Source organism: Enterobacter sp. K16B (assembly GCF_020216105.1).
Classification (GTDB): Bacteria; Pseudomonadota; Gammaproteobacteria; order Enterobacterales; family Enterobacteriaceae; genus Enterobacter; species Enterobacter sichuanensis.
The window spans coordinates 21,474-38,429 of sequence record NZ_JAIWJZ010000018.1; the positions used below are offsets into that span (position 1 = coordinate 21,474).

General features: G+C 57.6%; 15 protein-coding genes. 5 read left to right on the top strand and 10 right to left on the bottom strand.

Translation table 11 applies throughout. The features are described 5' to 3' along the window. Positions 1-41 precede the first annotated feature (41 nt). From LDK53_RS04540 to LDK53_RS04550, 3 genes are all read right to left on the bottom strand, one after another. Entirely contained in the window at positions 42-710 is a 669-nt protein-coding gene (locus tag LDK53_RS04540; RefSeq protein WP_104557376.1) for a GntR family transcriptional regulator, read from the bottom strand. A gap of 253 nt (positions 711-963) precedes the next feature. Then, complete coding sequence (locus tag LDK53_RS04545) at positions 964-2,004, bottom strand: NADP-dependent oxidoreductase (protein ID WP_225284693.1); 1,041 nt, start codon at positions 2,002-2,004, stop codon at positions 964-966. Positions 2,005-2,069: 65 nt separating this feature from the next. Continuing rightward, positions 2,070-2,645, bottom strand: coding sequence for a helix-turn-helix domain-containing protein (locus tag LDK53_RS04550; protein WP_025759136.1), 576 nt, complete (start codon positions 2,643-2,645; stop codon positions 2,070-2,072). 146 nt (positions 2,646-2,791) lie between these two features. Between LDK53_RS04550 and LDK53_RS04555 the strand changes: the two genes are divergently transcribed. Together LDK53_RS04555 and LDK53_RS04560 are read left to right on the top strand one after the other, a co-directional pair. Further along, positions 2,792-3,310 carry a GNAT family N-acetyltransferase gene (locus tag LDK53_RS04555; RefSeq protein ID WP_225284694.1) on the top strand — a complete coding sequence of 173 codons (519 nt, stop codon included), beginning with the start codon at positions 2,792-2,794 and terminating at the stop codon, positions 3,308-3,310. Next, complete coding sequence (locus LDK53_RS04560; protein ID WP_032656841.1) at positions 3,307-3,756, top strand: DMT family transporter; 450 nt, start codon at positions 3,307-3,309, stop codon at positions 3,754-3,756. The genes LDK53_RS04555 and LDK53_RS04560 overlap by 4 nt, the downstream gene beginning before the upstream one ends. A 3-nt stretch (positions 3,757-3,759) precedes the next feature. On the opposite strand, the gene LDK53_RS04565 is transcribed toward LDK53_RS04560, so the two are convergent. Continuing rightward, positions 3,760-3,993 carry a YdcY family protein gene (locus tag LDK53_RS04565; RefSeq protein WP_025759130.1) on the bottom strand — a complete coding sequence of 78 codons (234 nt, stop codon included), beginning with the start codon at positions 3,991-3,993 and terminating at the stop codon, positions 3,760-3,762. A 101-nt stretch (positions 3,994-4,094) separates the two neighbouring features. Beyond that, complete coding sequence (locus LDK53_RS04570; protein WP_225284696.1) at positions 4,095-5,693, bottom strand: ABC transporter substrate-binding protein; 1,599 nt, start codon at positions 5,691-5,693, stop codon at positions 4,095-4,097. A gap of 283 nt (positions 5,694-5,976) precedes the next feature. Between LDK53_RS04570 and LDK53_RS04575 the strand changes: the two genes are divergently transcribed. The 3 genes from LDK53_RS04575 to LDK53_RS04585 are packed head-to-tail and all read left to right on the top strand — an operon-like array spanning position 5,977 to position 12,471. Further along, entirely contained in the window at positions 5,977-7,311 is a 1,335-nt protein-coding gene (locus tag LDK53_RS04575) for an SrfA family protein (RefSeq protein ID WP_225284698.1), read from the top strand. A gap of 4 nt (positions 7,312-7,315) precedes the next feature. Beyond that, positions 7,316-10,297, top strand: a complete 2,982-nt coding sequence (locus LDK53_RS04580) for a virulence factor SrfB (protein ID WP_225284701.1) — start codon at positions 7,316-7,318, stop codon at positions 10,295-10,297. Beyond that, positions 10,294-12,471, top strand: a complete 2,178-nt coding sequence (locus tag LDK53_RS04585; protein WP_225284702.1) for a virulence factor SrfC family protein — start codon at positions 10,294-10,296, stop codon at positions 12,469-12,471. The genes LDK53_RS04580 and LDK53_RS04585 overlap by 4 nt, the downstream gene beginning before the upstream one ends. Positions 12,472-12,567: 96 nt before the next feature. Here the strand turns inward: LDK53_RS04585 and LDK53_RS04590 are convergent, their stop codons facing one another. The 5 genes from LDK53_RS04590 to LDK53_RS04610 all read right to left on the bottom strand — a co-directional run bounded on the left by LDK53_RS04590 (position 12,568) and on the right by LDK53_RS04610 (position 16,955). Next, complete coding sequence (locus LDK53_RS04590; RefSeq protein ID WP_225284704.1) at positions 12,568-13,323, bottom strand: alpha/beta fold hydrolase; 756 nt, start codon at positions 13,321-13,323, stop codon at positions 12,568-12,570. A gap of 86 nt (positions 13,324-13,409) precedes the next feature. After that, positions 13,410-13,583, bottom strand: coding sequence for a GhoT/OrtT family toxin (locus LDK53_RS04595; protein WP_013096478.1), 174 nt, complete (start codon positions 13,581-13,583; stop codon positions 13,410-13,412). A gap of 182 nt (positions 13,584-13,765) precedes the next feature. Further along, on the bottom strand, positions 13,766-15,190 hold the full coding sequence (gene patD, locus LDK53_RS04600) for an aminobutyraldehyde dehydrogenase (RefSeq protein WP_047958713.1): 1,425 nt from the start codon (positions 15,188-15,190) through the stop codon (positions 13,766-13,768). Positions 15,191-15,214: 24 nt separating this feature from the next. After that, the gene (locus LDK53_RS04605; protein WP_225284706.1) at positions 15,215-16,021 is read right to left on the bottom strand and encodes an ABC transporter permease; all 807 of its coding nucleotides are present in this window, start codon (positions 16,019-16,021) and stop codon (positions 15,215-15,217) included. Continuing rightward, the gene (locus LDK53_RS04610; protein ID WP_225284708.1) at positions 16,011-16,955 is read right to left on the bottom strand and encodes an ABC transporter permease; all 945 of its coding nucleotides are present in this window, start codon (positions 16,953-16,955) and stop codon (positions 16,011-16,013) included. The genes LDK53_RS04605 and LDK53_RS04610 overlap by 11 nt, the downstream gene beginning before the upstream one ends. Position 16,956: the final 1 nt, after the last annotated feature.

Sequence of the window (16,956 nt, forward strand, 5' to 3'; positions counted from 1 at the left end):
ATAATCAGGTGCGGTATATAGTCGCTCTGTTAAATAATCTCTCAGTTAAAATATTGTCGCTGTAAAAGAGTATTGGCTTCATCAATCAACTTATCAATTGCCTTCTGACTGGCTTCAACATCTCTTCGCTCAAGGGCGGTAAGGAGTTCGTCATAGTGATATGTCGAGGCTTTGATGTCGTTGAGTTCCTGATGCAGATAGTTCATGCAGGGCCCGATACGCACCCATAACTGTTCAATTAGCGCGTTAAGCGTTGGCATTTCCGCATACTGATACAGCGTAAACCGCAAGACGCGATTCGCATGCAGTGCCTGCTGAACGTGCCCGTTGCGCATGGCCTCATGGAAGGCGTCTGACATTTTGCGCAACGTCTCAAGCTTAGTGTCAGACATATTCTGACAGGCGGCGGCAACGGCCATCGGCTCAAGTTGTTTTCTGATGGCGTTAATCTCGTTATAACGCTCCAGCGTCACCTCTGGCACCAGAAATGCCTGCGCGGGAGTGGCGTGTAACGCGCCAGAAGAGACCAGCCGCAAAAGCGCCTCGCGAACCGGAGTAATACTGGTACCTAATTTATCGGCGATCTCTTTCGTTATCAGTCGTGCCCCAGGTTTGAGTGAGCCAGTAATTAACGCCCCTTTCAAACTGAGTTCAACTTGCATAGTAAGGCTGACCCTTTGGGCTTTTTCTAAGTGATCCAAATCAAGCATGTTCAATTCCTGTAGCTAAAACTTAATGCTATTTTTAAACGCCAGTTTTAATAAAACGACGCTGGTCCGATATATCCTGTATCGTCATGCCTGGTGGTGGGAGTACGTAAAAACTGCAAAAAAAGCAAACGTCATTTTTTATCGATTTCGGGCTCATCCGGGATGATGGCGCGAAATGCCATGTCCAGTAATTAAAGACAATATATCGTATCTTCACAAATAAATATGGCGGGAAACCCCGCCATAGTACTCTTTATTTATTGTCGTCCGCGACGCTAATCACGACTTTACCGAAGTTCCGCCCTTCAAGAAGGCCAATCAGCGCCTCCGGCGCGTTCTCCAGCCCGTCCGTGACCTGTTCACGATAGTGAATTTTACCTTCCTGTACCCAGCGCCCCATCTCCTGCTGGAACTCCTGAATGCGGTGCCCGTAGTCCTGGCCGATGATAAAGCCCTGCATACGAATGCGTTTCTTGAGAAGGGTCGCCATCAGAAGCGGCAAGCGATCCGGCCCCTCTGGCAGGCCCGTCGCATTATAGCCGCTGACCAGACCACACACCGGCACGCGTGCGGCGGTATTCAGCAGCGGCAGGACCGCGTCAAAGACTTTGCCGCCGACGTTCTCATAATAGACATCAATGCCGTTCGGGCAGGCGTGTTTCAGTTGTTCAGCGAAATCCGCCGCGTGGTGATCCAGACACTGGTCAAACCCGAGGACCTCGACGGCATGGCGACATTTTTCAGCACCACCGGCGACGCCAACCACCCGGCAACCTTTGATTTTGCCAATCTGCCCCACGGTCGCCCCCACCGGGCCTGTTGCCGCCGCAACCACCAGCGTTTCACCGGCTTTGGGTTGCCCGATATCCAGCAGCCCCATATAGGCAGTAAAGCCCGGCATACCCAGAACACCCAGCGCCCAGGAAGGATGTGATGGATTTTCACCAAGCTTCACCAGACCGCTGCCGTCTGAAAGTTCATACTCCTGCCAGCCGCTATAGCCCTGCACCCACTCACCCGGTTTGAAATCGGGATGTCGGGAGTGTTCAACACGGCTGACCGTTCCCCCCACCATCACCGCACCAATCTCAACCGGCGGTGAATAGGATGGCGCATCGCTCATGCGCCCGCGCATGTATGGATCCAGCGACAGCCAGACGGTGCGAAGCAAAAGCTGCCCCGCCTCAGGTTCAGGAACGGGTTGCGTTTCCAGACGAAAATTTTCCGCGACTGGCGCACCATGAGGGCGCGAAGCCAGGACCCAGCGGCGATTTTGCGAAACAGGTTGATTCATCAGGATCTCCTTCTGGTACAAATGTCATTACAGCCTGGCGCAGGAACGGCGTTCTCGCCTTAGCATTACGAGCCAGACTGGTTCAGCCGTACAACCAGATAGATACAGGGTTCATTCGTTTCATTGATGAACCGGCAGTCATTGGGCGGCCCCAGTTCGAGACAGTCTCCGGCGCGCATCTCATGGCGCGTATCGCCCTCCTGAAACACCAGCTCGCCGGACTGCAGCCAGATAAGCTGACGTGCCAGCGCGTAAGAAGATGCCGGCATCGGAACATCGCTGCCCGCAGGCAGTTCAACCTGAACAAGATCGATGGGCAGATCGGTGCGGGGAGAAACATGGCGGCGGAGGTAGTGCGTCTGCGGGTCGCGCCAGACGGGCTGGTTTGCCAGGCGCAGCAGCTTTCCTTCCTGCATTTCGGCCCGGGCAATCAGCGTGGACATGCTAATGCCAAACGCGCCAGACAGGCGGGCAAGCAAGGTGGCTGTCGGGCTGCTGTCCCCACGCTCTATCTTATGGATCATGGCGCGGGAGACGCCTGCCCGGTCAGCAAGCTCGCTCAGGGACCAGCCGCGAGACTCACGTTCGAGGCGAATTCTTGCGCTAATCCGTTGATTCATTGTGTCTGTTATGGTGTTCATGACGTCATACTATAGTGTATGAACGGCATTTCAATGGGCTTTTGATAACAAAAAAATATGGCTTATGCCGTAGCGATCGGGCGATACAGTTGTGTAATATCGTAGCCATAACGTAACACTATAGTGAACAACACAGAGGTTTAATCATGATCGTTCGTCATGCCTGCAAAGAAGACTGCGCTGCGATAGGAGAGATCTACAACCACGCGGTGCTGCACACCGCCGCGATCTGGAACGATAAAACTGTCGATACCGAGAACCGCATCGCCTGGTTTGAGGCGCGCACGCTCGCGGGTTACCCGGTACTGGTCAGTGAGGAAGACGGCGCGATCACCGGTTACGCCTCCTTTGGCGACTGGCGCGCTTTTGACGGTTTTCGTCACACGGTTGAGCACTCGGTTTACGTCCACCCGGATCATCAGGGCAAAGGCATTGGCCGCATGCTGATGAAAGCGTTGATTGACGAGGCCCGCGCCATCGGTAAACACGTGATGGTTGCCGGGATTGAAGCGCAGAATCAGGCTTCGATCCATCTTCATGAAACGCTCGGTTTTGTCACGACGGGGCAAATGCCACAGGTGGGGACCAAGTTTGGCCGCTGGCTGGACTTAACCTTTATGCAGCTGCAGCTGGATGAACGCAGCGATCCGGACGCTATCCCATGAATCAGTCGCTAACGCTGGCATTTCTGGTGGCGGCGGGAATAGGCCTGGTGGTGCAAAACACCCTGATGGTGCGTATCACCCAGTCCTCCTCCACCATACTTATCGCGATGTTGCTGAATTCCCTGGTCGGCATTGTGCTGTTTGTCAGCATTCTGCTGCTGAAACAGGGCGTCGCCGGATTTAGCGAGCTGGCCGCAACGGTACGCTGGTGGACGCTCATTCCCGGGCTGCTGGGCTCCTTTTTTGTGTTTGCCAGCATCAGTGGGTATCAGAATGTTGGCGCGGCGACGACGATTGCCGTGCTGGTGGCAAGCCAGCTTATCGGCGGGCTGGTAATGGACGTGCTGAGAAGCAATGGCATTCCGCTACGCGCCCTGATCGGCCCGGTGTGCGGCGCGGTGATGCTGGTCGTCGGCGCCTGGCTGGTGGCGCGACGTCAGTTTTAATCGCTAGAGGATCGTGCCACCTTTGGTCAGCTGTTCGTGGCGCGCCTCCATCTCTTCTCTGTGCTCCTTGCCGTGGTGCGAAATGGCGGTACGCAGGCGTTGTTGCTGGGTGTAGCGGTCTTCACGGCTCAGCTCAGCGTCATCGCTCAGTTCAATCAGCAGTTCATTCATATGGGTGATGACGCCTTCGTTAATCGCGCCATCGACACGGGCGATCACGTCGTTTAAATGTGACATTGTCACTCCTTGTTATGTGCCCGGTGGCGCTACGCTTACCGGGCCTACGGGTGCCAAATGTAGGCCGGGTAAGGCGTAGCCGCCACCCGGCGATGACATACTTAATTCAGCTTCGCTTTTGAGAAATCGCTGCCCATCAGGCTCACGCTGTACCCGGTTACGTTGCTCCGGGTCGCATAGAACGTTTTGCCGTTCGCCAGCGCGATCCACGGCGCCTGCTGGTAGAAGATTTCCTGCGCCTGGCCGTAGAGTTTCGCACGCTCCGCCGGGTTGCTGGTCAGCTTCGCTTTTTGTACCAGGGCATCATACCCCTTGTCACACCAGCGCGCGGCGTTTGAGCCGGTTTTAATGCTGTTGCAGCCCAGCAGCACATCGGCAAAGTTGTCCGGATCGCCGTTATCGGACATCCAGCCAAACAGCGCAGAGTCATGTTCGCCTTTACGCATGCCGGAGAGGTATTCGCCCCATTCGTAAGAGACAATTTTGGCCTTCACGCCGACTTTTGCCCAGTCGCTCTGGATCATCTCCGCGATACGACGGGAGTTAGGGTTATACGGACGCTGAACCGGCATTGACCACAGCGTGACCTCCGCGCCCTTCTCCAGCCCGGCCTGCTTCAGCAGCGCTTTCGCTTTTTCAGGATCGTAGCTGTAGTCCTTCAACTCTTTGTTAAAGCCCAGCATGTTTGGCGGGATCGGCGATTTTGCCACCGCGCCCGACCCCATAAAGACCGCATTAACGATGGCCTTCTTGTCAGTCGCGTAGTTCAACGCCTGACGCACCAGCACGTTATCAAACGGTTTTTTCTCGGTGTTAAACGCCAGATAGCCGACGTTCAGCGCATCGACCGCGTGCAGCGTCAGGTCTTTGTTGTTCTTGATAACATCAAACTGCACCGGGGACGGCGCAGGAATGATCTGGCACTCGTTGGTCTGCAGCTTCGCCAGACGGGTTTCCACGTTTGGCGTAATGGAGAAGATGAGATGCTTCGTCGGCACTTCGCCTTCCCAGTAGTTCGGGTTTGCGACGTAGCGGATCAGCGAATCCACTTTGTACTGCTGGAGAACGTAAGGCCCGGTACCAATCGGCCAGGTGTCCACGTTCTCCGGGGTGCCTTTTTTCAGCATCGCGTCGGCGTATTCAGCGGAGAGAATGGAGGCGAAATCCATCCCCCAGTCGGCCAGGAATGCGGCGTTAGGTTCACTGAGGGTGAACTGAACGTGGTAATCATCGACCTTTTTCACGTCCTGGATCAGTTTATCGAGACCCACATCGTTAAAGTATTCGTAATTGCCCTGCGACACATTGTGGTACGGGTGTTTAGGGTCTTTCTGACGCATGACCGAGAAAATAACGTCATCGGCGTTAAAGTCACGCGTCGGTTTGAAGTATTTATTGCTGTTGAACTTCACCCCTTTGCGCAGGGTAAAGGTATAGGTCTTGCCATCAGGTGAAATCGTCCAGGACTCGGCAAGCGACGGCACCGGGGTATTTTTCACCGGGTCGAAATTGATCAGGCGGTTATAGAGCACCTGAGAGCTGGCCACAAAAGACGGTCCAGAGCTGGCAATTTGCGGGTTGAAGGACTCGGGGGACGCTTCAGAACAGTAAATAAGGGTGTCGTTGTTTGCCGCCCATGCGGCACCGGCTGGTAAAAGTGCGCTCAGCGCAAGGGCGAGCAGTGTTTTCCCTGTAGACATGGTTATAACCCTGACAATTTTATTATATAGAACAGTAATAACAGCACAGCCGTTATGACCTGGCAAATAACGAAACACTATCAGGTTATTCTAAAGTTACGTTTTTCGCTGGTTTTGCAGCCAGCGTCAGAAAAAGCGATTTGTCTTAAGTGCCATTATTCGTCAAGCACAACCGTCACTTTCTATGCCGCAAGAAATCGGCGCTTTTAGCGTCTCTTCCTCCGTTTGTTTGCTTCCTCGTTTCGTTAAAGTAACGGTGTGAAGAAGTATATGGGATCAAATCGTGGCAAAAACTCTTTTACGCAGCGGTAATCTGGATGATTTTCAGGCCGTTGGCGGCGGCGGACAAGCCGTTTTCGAATCAGCGTTACAAATCCGGGAAGCGCTCCGGTTGCGCAAACAGCAGGCTATCGTCGACTGTCTGGCTATTCCTCAGGTCAACGACAGCGGTGACCGCGTGGACTGGTATTCTCCTGTTGACGGGAGCGTAACCAGCTGGAAAGCGGCGGGTGAAGATGACCGTTATCGCGCCCTGCGCTATCTGGAAAACACGCTCGCCAGCGTCGAGTCGTTAAGCAAGAAATGCCTCCAGTCGCCCAAAACTGCGCAACAGCTTTTTGGCTCTCTGCTGTCAAAGGCGTTTCAGTTCCCGGGTGAAAATTTCCTTTTCCTGGTGGACGGAAAGCCGGTGATCAGCTTCTGGGGATTTGTAAACCTCAACGAAAATGCGCGCGATGATGTCCTCGACTGCCTGCGTGAATCCCTGATCCCTGAGCCTGACCCCATTGTGATTGACGATCCTGAGCCCGAACCGGAACCCGAACCGGTGGTGACCTTCGAGCACGCTGACGAGCCGCTGATCGCCCCTTCTACAGTGGTGCGCATTACGCCGGAAGAGCTGTACGAACCTGAGCCAGCCCCGGTTGTTGCGCAACCCGTAGAGGAACCGGCCCCGGCGGTTGTCGCGAAAAAGCGTCGTATCCCGCTGTGGACGCTGCCGGTTGCTGCCGTGATCGTTGCCGCCATCGCCGCGCCGCTGCTGTGGCCAAAACAGGCGCCTTCCGCCGAGCCCGCACCGGCCCCCGCCCCTCAGCCCGTGGAGATTGCGCCAAAGCCGATTAAAGCGGTTGAGCCGCTGGCGATGACGTTACCGCTGCATCAGGCAGAGGTGGTGGCCAGCAAAGAGAAAGAGCCTGCGCCACAGCCCGCTCCGGTGGTGATTGCCGCCATCCCGAAAGATGCCATGGTAATGGAAGCGAATCAGGTAAAAGCGGGATCCACGCGTTTCCTGAACGGCACCTGGCGCGCCATCCTCGACGTAAAAGATCCGGTGACCGGCAAGCCGCCGTCAATGCGCTATCAAATCCAGAACAATAAAGGTTTTGCCCGTATTGTTCATGGCGACAATATTGTCTGCCGCGCGGAAGTCTTCTCCGGGCTGCACAGCAATGGCGAACTGATGATCAAGAGTCGCGGTACTGCCCGCTGCACCGACGGTTCCCGCTACCCGATGCCGGAAGTTGCCTGTAAAGCAGGCACCAGCGATATCGCAGAATGTCGCGCGCGTTATGATGCAAACACCATCGTTCCACTGACGTTCAAGAAAGCAGGTGCCTGATCCTATGCTGGTAAATCTTTGCGACTATAAACAAAGCGTCACGCTTATTGCTAACAGCGGCGTGCAGTTCCTGGATTTCGGCCTGACGCCGCAGGACACCGCCAGTCACGGGCGCTTCGTACGTAAAACCGCGAATGGCCCGCTTTTACGACTCGATTTCGACATGGTTAACGGGCGCTATACCCTGCCGGGCATTGACGGTGGGCAGCCTGAAGTGGTCAAACCGGAAACCACCATCCCGCTGCATCAGTCACTGGCGGTTCTCGACGGCGTCTGGCTCCCCGTGCCTTTCCTGCGCTTCAACCCGCCGCGGACTTTTGTGGAAGGGCCGGATAACTGGGCCCGCGTACAGGTGCGCAAGCTTGTCACCCCCGACACGGCAGGCAATACCCACCGTGTGACCCTGGCGCTTGACAGCCAGATTGCCGGACATGCCACGTCCGCCCTCTCCCCGGTTGAGAACGATATCCTGAACGGGACCCGCTTTGCCCTGGCATGGCGCGATGCAGAAGTTGAAAATTTCCTCGATCAAACCTGGATTGACGGCTGGCTGCGCGAGGCGTTTACCCAGTATGCCGATGGCGTAGAAAACCGTTCCGAGCGCGACCTGCAGCAGGCGATGCGCAGTTTTGAATATCAGGCGCACTGGCTTAACCTGTTGACCATGCTCGGTGAACAGCTCACCGTGCCGGAAGTCAAATTTGTTACCCATACGCTCAGCACCCCGGCCATTCCGGTCGACCTGATCCTCGACGTGGGGAATACCCACACCTGCGGCGTGATTATTGAAGACCACGGCGATGCGAACGATGGTCTACGCCAGACCGCCGAACTGCAGGTGCGCTCATTAAGCGAGCCGCAGTTCCTCAATGAGCCGCTGTTTACCAGCCGTCTTGAGTTTTCGGAGGCACGTTTTGGCAAGCAGCACTTCTCGGTTGAAAGCGGTCGCGAAGATGCCTTTGTCTGGCCGTCGATTGTCCGCGTCGGTGATGAGGCCCGCAAGCTGGCGATGCAGCGTCTCGGAACCGAAGGTAACAGCGGCATCTCCAGCCCGCGTCGCTACCTGTGGGATGAAACACCGGTAGTACAGGACTGGCGCTTTAGTCAGATGAACAGCAAAACCCAGCGTGAACCGCTTGCCACCGCGTTCCCGCTGATGAACCTGATGAACGATGACGGCGAGCCGCTCTTCACGCTGCCGCATGATGAGCGACTGCCGGTCTTCTCGCCGCAGTACAGCCGCAGCACGCTGATGACGCACATGCTGTGCGAACTGCTGGCGCAGGCGCTGGGGCAGATCAACAGCGTCGCCACGCGCCTGCGTCTGGGCTTCCCGGCGTCGCCGCGCCAGCTGCGTACCCTGATCCTGACGCTGCCCTCGGCCATGCCAAAGCAGGAGCGCGAAATTTTCCGTCGCCGCATGTTCGAAGCCATCGCCATTGTCTGGAAAGCGATGGGATGGCACCCGCAGGATGAGGATTTTGTCACCCGCAAACAGCAGGAAAAAAGCGTGGTGCCGGTCCCGGAAATCCAGATGGAGTGGGACGAAGCCAGCTGCGGTCAACTGGTCTGGCTGTATAACGAAGCGATCTCGCGCTTTGGCGGTCAGACGGAAGCCTTCTTCGCCTCCCTTGCTCGTCCGGACCGTGAGCCTGAGCCCGGTTCGCAGCCGGGCCGGGCGTTGCGTGTCGCCTCCATCGACATTGGCGGGGGCACCACGGATATGGCAATCACCCATTACCAGCTGGATGACGGCTCCGGCAATAACGTCAAAATCACTCCGCAGCTCCTGTTCCGCGAAGGGTTTAAGGTGGCGGGCGACGATACGTTACTGGACGTGATTCAGCGCTACGTACTGCCCGCCCTGCAAACGCAGCTGCAGAAATCGGGCATTGCGGATGCTTCTTTGTTGATGGCGTCACTGTTCGGCGACTCCGGGCGCATTGATACCCAGGCCGTACTTCGCCAGCAAACGGCCCTTCAGCTCTTTATGCCGATTGGCCATGCCATTCTTGCCGCGTGGGAATCCAGCGACGTTGACGATCCGCTGGCCGGACTGCATGCCACCTTTGGCGATCTTCTGCCGCAGAAACCGACCCGCAACGTGATGAATTATCTGCAGCAGGCCATCGATCATGCCCTGCCGGCCGGTTCCGACGCTTTTGATCTGTTCGCCGTGCCGCTGCACGTCAATTTCCGCGAAATGCAGGACGCGATGCTGGGCGGACAGTTTACGCTGGCCTCACCGCTGCACGCGGTGTGTGAGGCGATTTCACATTACAGCTGCGATATTCTGCTCATCACCGGGCGTCCAGGCTGCCTGCCCGGCGTTCAGGCGCTGATTCGCCATCTGCAGCCGGTGCCGGTTAACCGCATCGTCTGGCTGGATAAATACCAGGTGCACGAATGGTATCCGTTCAGCCAGCAGGGGCGGATTGGCAACCCGAAATCGACGGCTGCCGTGGGGGCCATGCTCTGCAGCCTGGCCCTTGATCTGCGCCTGCCGCGCTTCAACTTTAAAGCTGCGGACATTGGGGCGTATTCCACCGTGCGTTATCTCGGCGTGCTGGATAACACCGTGAATACCCTGCGCGAGGAAAACGTCTGGTACCAGGACATCGACCTCGATAAACCCGGTGCGAAGCTCGACGCGCGCCTGCACTTCCCGCTGCGCGGTAACGTCACCCTCGGCTTCCGTCAGCTGGCGAACGCGCGCTGGCCCGCCACGCCGCTCTACACGCTCAGCATTAACTCACCTGAACTGGCAAAAGCGATTGCCGGCGACGGCGTGCTGAACGTGCGGCTCAAACTCTGCGGCGGCAGCAAGCAGGAGGGCCCGGAGGCCTTTGAGCTAAGCGATGCCTGGCTGCAGGACGGCACGCCGGTGGCACCTGACGCATTAACCTTCAAACTGAATACTCTGGCCGATCGCCGACACAGCGGCAGCCATTACTGGATCGACAGCGGGAGCGTATACCTGAAATGACAGCGACGACCACCACCACTCAGGCCTTAATCGGGTGGATTAATGAGACGCGCCTGAACGCCCCTGTACTGGATAACGATGCCGACGCCCTGCTTGCCCGCATCAACGCGGTGCAGGCGCGTGAGCAGGCCATTGAACGCGCCATGACCCGCCAGAGCAGCATCGGGCTTTACGGTCATTCCCAGAGCGCGAAAGCACACCTGCTGTTGTCCCTGTGCGGCAGCGGGAATGGCCGCCTGAACGTGACGCCGGGCCAGCGCAGCTTTGACTATTTTTCGCATATCAACCCGGGACATGCCCTGACCAACATGGCCGTTCGCTTCACCCGCGAAACACCTGACGTGGTGGATGAGGCATTCCCGCTGCGTCTGAGTCTGGTGACCGAGGCCGAGCTGGTACAGCTTTTCATTACCCGCACGACGCTGCATCCGCAGATACGCGCGGTGGATAAGGCGGTTATTGAGACACGCCTGAAGAAATGGCGCGGCCTGCGCCAGCCGCAGGGCGTGCCCGGCATCACGGCGCAGGAAGTGGGGGCGATTGCCCGCTTCTGGCAGAGCACGGTGCCCGCCGCTAAACAGCAAATTGATGACGCCCTGTGGCATGAGTTTGCCCAACTGGTACCGTCGCTGGATCTCAGCACGCGCGCCAGCGTCTGGTCGTTGCTGTGGGGCGAGCAGCAGGAGCTGACCCAGCAGTGGTTAAACCTGGCCCATGTGCTGCATCAGACCAGCCATGCCAGCGCCCTCGCCGCCCCGCTGAGCCTGCTGGTGGATAGCTTTGGGCTGCCGGGTGAAGGGTTCCTGACGCACGACGGTACGCCAGCCCTGCAGGACGCCCAGGAGACCCTGCTTCATCCGCTGAATGACGGTGAAATGCTTAACGCGATCAGCATCCCCGTCGACGTACTTGCCTTCCTGACCCGCGAGCTGGTGTTGCCGGTTGAGAACGCGGCCCTGGATAACGTCGATATCATTGATATCCCGCTTGTTGAAGATACCGGTGCTGACCCGCTGCGTCAGGCGAAATCCCAGTGGTTGCTGGAGCATTACCGTCAACAGCTCGAGCCGGATGTGCTGGTCATTTGCAACGCCACGGCGCAGCACGAGCAGACAGCCAAAAAAGCAAAAGTGTTAATGAACTGGGTCAAGGAGACGCAGCCCGCTGAAGACTCTGCTCTGCCGGGCCTGGTCTGGGCAATTACGCCACATGACGCCCGCTTCACTACCCGGCAGAATCTTGATGAAGCCGTTCAACACCTGCTCGGCAAGCCGGGTTTGCGCTGGGGTACGCTGCAGGCGCTGGACAGCCACAGCATGCAGCGCGTCATCGAGTGGCTGTCTCAGGCCACGCTGCCTGCGCTGCGACACAAGCGTCTCAGCACCCTGAAAAATGGGTTGCGCCAGGCGCTTTCATCGCTGATGCAAAGTTATCTGGTACCGCTGGTTGAAGAGCCGGGCACCCGACGTGCTCAGGCGGAAAACATGGTACGCACGCTGCAAAGCAGCGCCGCCCGCCACGGTGAGCTGCTGGATGGTCTGCTGCCGCCGCTCAAAGCCTTTGAAACGCTGCTGGCCGTTCAGCAACCGCGTGAGGAGCAGGTTAACGGGCTGTTCACGGACACCATTGACCTGTTTGCCGACAGCGCCCAGGAGAATACCGCGCAGTACCAGACAAAAGACAAAGCGCGTCTTGCGCACCGGGTCTGGATAAACCATCTGCGTCAGTGGAGCCGCAATGAAGCCACCGCCGCCCGTCTGGGGCTGGACCCCGCCGTGTTGCAGCAAATCGCGGATGTGCTGGTGGTCACCAGCTACCGGCTGGATCTGCCTCAGCAGCTACAGCGTATTGTCGAAGCGGATAAGAGTAGCGCGGCGCAACTGCATGCCGTGATGGGCAATTTCATTGGCTGGCTGGGTTATGACCAGACGCCCGTGGCGACACGTCCGGCCAGCCGCATCCGCAAGGGTCAGGCTATCTTCGTCACGCCGGTCGTCAGCAGCGCCGGTCCCCGCCTGACGCGCCTGGGGGAACAGCCTGTGCATGCGGCCACTGCGTACGTTTACGACTGGCTGGTTGCGCTCTATAGCCGCGCAATAGAGAACATTGATTACCAGCACCCGCATGATGTTCAGCCGGGGGCGCGCAAGGCTCTGCAGGCGTTATTACGCTGAGGGCGGATTAACACTGTAGCCGCCTTTCTTGCCGGGTGGCGCTGCGCTTACCCGGCCTGGATTCTTCACCGCTGCAGATCCGTCACCGCCGGTCGATCACTCCGTCATACACCCGGCTAGCGTCTGCGCCAGCGCGGAGGGGTTTTCCCAGGACATTGAGTGGCCCGCCGCAGGGATGATTTTTACCGCAACGCCCTTCTGCTTCAGATTATCCACATCGTCATCAGGCAGCGACCGCTCGCCGAAAATCAGCGTTACCGGGCACGGGAGTGACAGGAACTGCACCTCCCATTCTGGCTCAACGCCCGCCACCAGACTCGCGGCACCGCGCCAGACGGCGTAAGGGGCATTGCTCTGCAGGCACCCTGCCCACGCCGTGGTTTCGGCGCGCAGCATGGCGTCATAGCCCTGTTCCAGAAACTGTTGCTCGGTTTGTGCTGCGATAGACCGGCTGAACATGCCCCCACCCGCATGAAAATTGGGTTCCGACACCATCAGCCCTTTTACGCGCGCGGGCAGCATCCCCGCCGTTTCGATAGCAATACTGCCGCCCATGCTGTGACCGTACAGCCAGAAGGTGTCCAGTTTGAGATGGTTAATCAGCTCCACGACGACACGAGCCTGATCGGTGGTTCGGTAGCGGTAGTGCGCAGGTTTATCGCTGTAGCCGCTACCCGGCAGATCGACGAGAATGGCCCGGCGCGCCCCGAACTGAAGGTCATGCACGACACGGGGATATTCATAGGAAGCGGCACAGCCCAACCCGTGAATGAACACCACGGGATCGCCAGTGCCGGGCAAATCATGCCAGCGCACGGTGCAACCGGCCTGTTGCGAGTAAAAACTGTTCATAAGCACTCCTTTTACGATGCACTGTGTATTTATACAGTTACCGTATCTGGAATGCCATATTCAACTATTAAAAATGGAAGCGTGCTTCAGAAAAGCGAGACCAGCAGTGCAACGGGAAAGCTCATTGGCCAGGTTGACCCCACCAGAAAAGCACTGAGCAGTCGGATACGTTTGCGGTCTTTAGAGAGGAACCAGGTGATTAATGCGCAGATGGAAGCCATGATTGCGTAAAAAACCAACATCTTTTGATACAACGTCATTCTGTATACCAGAGCCGAAAAAATAACCGCACGCAATATGCGTCATATGTTGACACAGATCAAGTTTTTTCGTTACAGAATAACCACTTAAAAATTACGGCTAATAACAATTGAGTATCTTGCTTAACACTCATCGCGGACAAAGTGAACGCCCGACCGCGCAAGCGGCCAGGCGCGTAGACTTAGTGCTTAATCATGACGTGCCGGACGACCGTATAATCCTCCAGTCCGTAGACCGACATATCCTTGCCGTAGCCGGATAATTTCATGCCGCCATGCGGCATTTCGCTCACCAGCATAAAATGCGTATTCACCCAGGTGCAGCCATACTGCAGGCGCGCGCTCAGGCGATGCGCGCGGCCCACGTCTTTGGTCCAGACCGATGACGCCAGGCCGTACTGGGAATCGTTCGCCCAGGCCAGCACCTGCGCCTCGTCATCAAACTCGGTGACGCTCACCACCGGGCCAAACACCTCGCGCTGGACGATGGCGTCGTCCTGTTTTGCCCCCGCCAGCAGGGTTGGCTGGAAGTAGTAGCCCGCCCCCTCTTTTTTGCTCCCGCCCGTAACCACGCGGATATGACCGAGCGCTTTCGCCTCATCGACAGCCTGACAGACGCGTGAAAGATGGGCGGCAGAACTGAGGGGGCCCAGTTCGGTATCTCCATCTTCCGGGGCGCCCATTTTGAGGCTGGCTACCGCGGCGCCCAGTTTTTCCACGAGCGCAGCATAAATCCCTTTCTGGGCATAAATACGGCAGGCGGCCGTACAGTCCTGCCCGGCATTGTAGAAACCAAACGTCCGTACCCCTTCGACTACCGCATCCAGGTCGGCGTCATCAAACACAATAACCGGCGCTTTGCCGCCCAGTTCCATGTGGGTGCGCTTAATGGAGGAAGCCGTATGGCCGATGATATGTTCCCCGGTCGCAATCGAACCGGTCAGCGAGACCATGCGGACTTTTTCATGCCCGGTCAGCGGATCGCCGACCGTCTTACCGCGGCCAAACAGCACGTTCAGGACTCCCGCCGGGAAGATGTCCTTTGCCAGCTCCGCCAGCTTCAGTGCCGTCAGCGGCGTAATTTCAGAGGGTTTGATCACCACGCAGTTACCGGCGGCGAGCGCGGGCGCGAGCTTCCAGGCCGCCATCATCAGCGGATAGTTCCACGGCGCGATAGAGGCCACCACGCCTACCGGATCGCGGCGGATCATCGACGTGTGGCCATCAAGATACTCTCCGGCGGCGAGGCCATTCAGGCAGCGGGCCGCCCCGGCAAAGAAACGGAAAACATCGACCACCGCCGGGATCTCATCCCCCAGAACGCAGTGCAGCGGCTTGCCACAGTTGAGAGATTCGAGCCGGGCAAATTCTTCACCATTCGCCTCGATGGCGTCAGCCAGTTTCAGCAGGCACTCCGCACGCGCTTTTGGCGTGGTCTGCCCCCAGTCGATGAACGCCCGATCCGCGGCCTCTACCGCTGCATTGACCTGCGCCGGTGACGCTTCAGCAATGTCCAGCAGTACCTCTCCGGTGGCCGGATTATAAACCGGCTGCACCTCTCCTTCTCCGGCAACCAGTTCACCCTTAATCAGCAGATGTGTTTGCATAGCATTGTCCTGTTGAAATGAATGTTATTTCCCGCTACCGGCAATATTCTCGCCGTCGCGGGTTAGCCACCAGGCTCCCAGAATGGGGACGGTTGTAACCAGCATCACCAGCAGTGCAACCACGTTGGTGACCGGTACGTCGCGGGGACGCCCGAGCTGGTTAAGCAACCACAGCGGTAACGTGCGCTCGTGTCCCGCCGTAAAGGTTGTGACGATTATCTCGTCAAACGACAGGGCAAACGCCAGCATTCCCCCGGCCAGCAGCGCTGAACCCAGATTGGGCAGCACAACATAGCGGAAGGTTTGCCAGCCGTCGGCCCCAAGATCCATCGACGCTTCCACCAGGCTCCAGGAGGTGCGTCGGAACCGGGCAATCACGTTGTTAAACACCACCACCACGCAAAAGGTGGCGTGTCCCACCACGATAGTGAAAAAGCCCGGCTCAAGGTTGACGGTTTTGAACGCGGTCAGCAGCGCCAGTCCGGTGATGATCCCCGGTAACGCAATCGGCAATAGCAGCAACAGGGAGATCGCATTCTTGCCAAAAAACGCACTTCGCCACAGGGCCGCTGCAGCAAGCGTGCCAAGGACAAGGGCAATCGCGGTGGATAACGCCGCAATCTGAAGTGACAACGTCACGGACTCAATAATGTCTCCGCGCCCCGCTGCCACGCTAAACCACTTCAGCGTCAGCCCCTGCGGCGGAAAGCTGAAGGCGGCGTCTTCGGTGTTAAAGGCGTAGGTGGCGATGATCAGCAGTGGGAAGTGCAGGAAGATAACGCCTCCCCAGGCTGCCACTTTCAGGAACAGTGGTGCGCGTTCAGAGTGCATCGAATGCTCCCAGGCGTTTCACTAACGCCAGATAAAGCGAAATCAGCACGATGGGCACCAGCGTGAACGCGGCGGCCATCGGCATATTGCCAATGGCGCCCTGCTGGGAATAGACCATATTGCCGATGAAATAGCCCGGCGGCCCCACCAGTTGGGGAACAATGAAATCCCCCAGCGTCAGGGAAAAGGTAAATATCGAACCCGCCGCAATACCCGGAATGGCCAGCGGCAGAACGACGTAGCGAAAGGTCTGGCGGGGTCGCGCCCCGAGATCGGCCGAGGCCTGCAATAAAGACGCAGGCAGGCGTTCCAGCGCCGCCTGGACCGGCAGGATCATAAATGGCAGCCAGATATAGACGAAGACCAGAAACCGTCCCAACCCGGAGGTGGAAAGCGTGTTGCCGCCAATGCCCGGAAGCGTCAGGAGTGAGGTCAGGATCGGCTCCAGACCCAGATGGCTGAGAAACCACTGCGCCACACCATCTTTCGCCAGCAGCAACGTCCAGGCATAGGCTTTGACGATGTAGCTTGCCCACATCGGCAGCATCACCGCAATGTAGAAAAACGCCTTCCACTTGCCATGAGTGTATCGCGCCATATACCACGCCATCGGAAATGCCAGAATAGCGCTGGCAATGGTCACCGCAACCGCCATGGTTAACGTACGCAGGATAATGTCGTAGTTTGCCGGGTTGAAGAGCGCCAGGATGTTCGCCAGAGTCAGATCCGGCGTGACGGCCATGGTGAAGTCATCAAAGGTGTAAAACCCTTGCCACAGCAGGGTCAGCAACGACCCTAAATAGACAATGCCAAACCACATCAGCGGCGCAAGCAGCAGCAGGAACAGCCCAAGCGACGGCTTACGCCAGAACAGTGCGGTTATGCGGCTCATGCGGCTACGAGAGGGACCAGGATGCGCAACGCTCATCTCCATT

What these genes read in the sequence shown, in the direction of transcription:
- LDK53_RS04580 (WP_225284701.1), top strand. Translation starts at nt 7,316, where the DNA reads ATGCTGGTAAATCTTTGCGACTATAAACAAAGCGTCACGCTTATTGCT.
- patD (WP_047958713.1), bottom strand. Translation starts at nt 15,190, where the DNA reads ATGCAAACACATCTGCTGATTAAGGGTGAACTGGTTGCCGGAGAAGGA.
- LDK53_RS04595 (WP_013096478.1), bottom strand. Translation starts at nt 13,583, where the DNA reads ATGACGTTGTATCAAAAGATGTTGGTTTTTTACGCAATCATGGCTTCC.
- LDK53_RS04555 (WP_225284694.1), top strand. Translation starts at nt 2,792, where the DNA reads ATGATCGTTCGTCATGCCTGCAAAGAAGACTGCGCTGCGATAGGAGAG.
- LDK53_RS04570 (WP_225284696.1), bottom strand. Translation starts at nt 5,693, where the DNA reads ATGTCTACAGGGAAAACACTGCTCGCCCTTGCGCTGAGCGCACTTTTA.
- LDK53_RS04590 (WP_225284704.1), bottom strand. Translation starts at nt 13,323, where the DNA reads ATGAACAGTTTTTACTCGCAACAGGCCGGTTGCACCGTGCGCTGGCAT.
- LDK53_RS04565 (WP_025759130.1), bottom strand. Translation starts at nt 3,993, where the DNA reads ATGTCACATTTAAACGACGTGATCGCCCGTGTCGATGGCGCGATTAAC.
- LDK53_RS04550 (WP_025759136.1), bottom strand. Translation starts at nt 2,645, where the DNA reads ATGAACACCATAACAGACACAATGAATCAACGGATTAGCGCAAGAATT.
- LDK53_RS04545 (WP_225284693.1), bottom strand. Translation starts at nt 2,004, where the DNA reads ATGAATCAACCTGTTTCGCAAAATCGCCGCTGGGTCCTGGCTTCGCGC.
- LDK53_RS04585 (WP_225284702.1), top strand. Translation starts at nt 10,294, where the DNA reads ATGACAGCGACGACCACCACCACTCAGGCCTTAATCGGGTGGATTAAT.
- LDK53_RS04605 (WP_225284706.1), bottom strand. Translation starts at nt 16,021, where the DNA reads ATGCACTCTGAACGCGCACCACTGTTCCTGAAAGTGGCAGCCTGGGGA.
- LDK53_RS04610 (WP_225284708.1), bottom strand. Translation starts at nt 16,955, where the DNA reads ATGGAGATGAGCGTTGCGCATCCTGGTCCCTCTCGTAGCCGCATGAGC.
- LDK53_RS04540 (WP_104557376.1), bottom strand. Translation starts at nt 710, where the DNA reads ATGCTTGATTTGGATCACTTAGAAAAAGCCCAAAGGGTCAGCCTTACT.
- LDK53_RS04560 (WP_032656841.1), top strand. Translation starts at nt 3,307, where the DNA reads ATGAATCAGTCGCTAACGCTGGCATTTCTGGTGGCGGCGGGAATAGGC.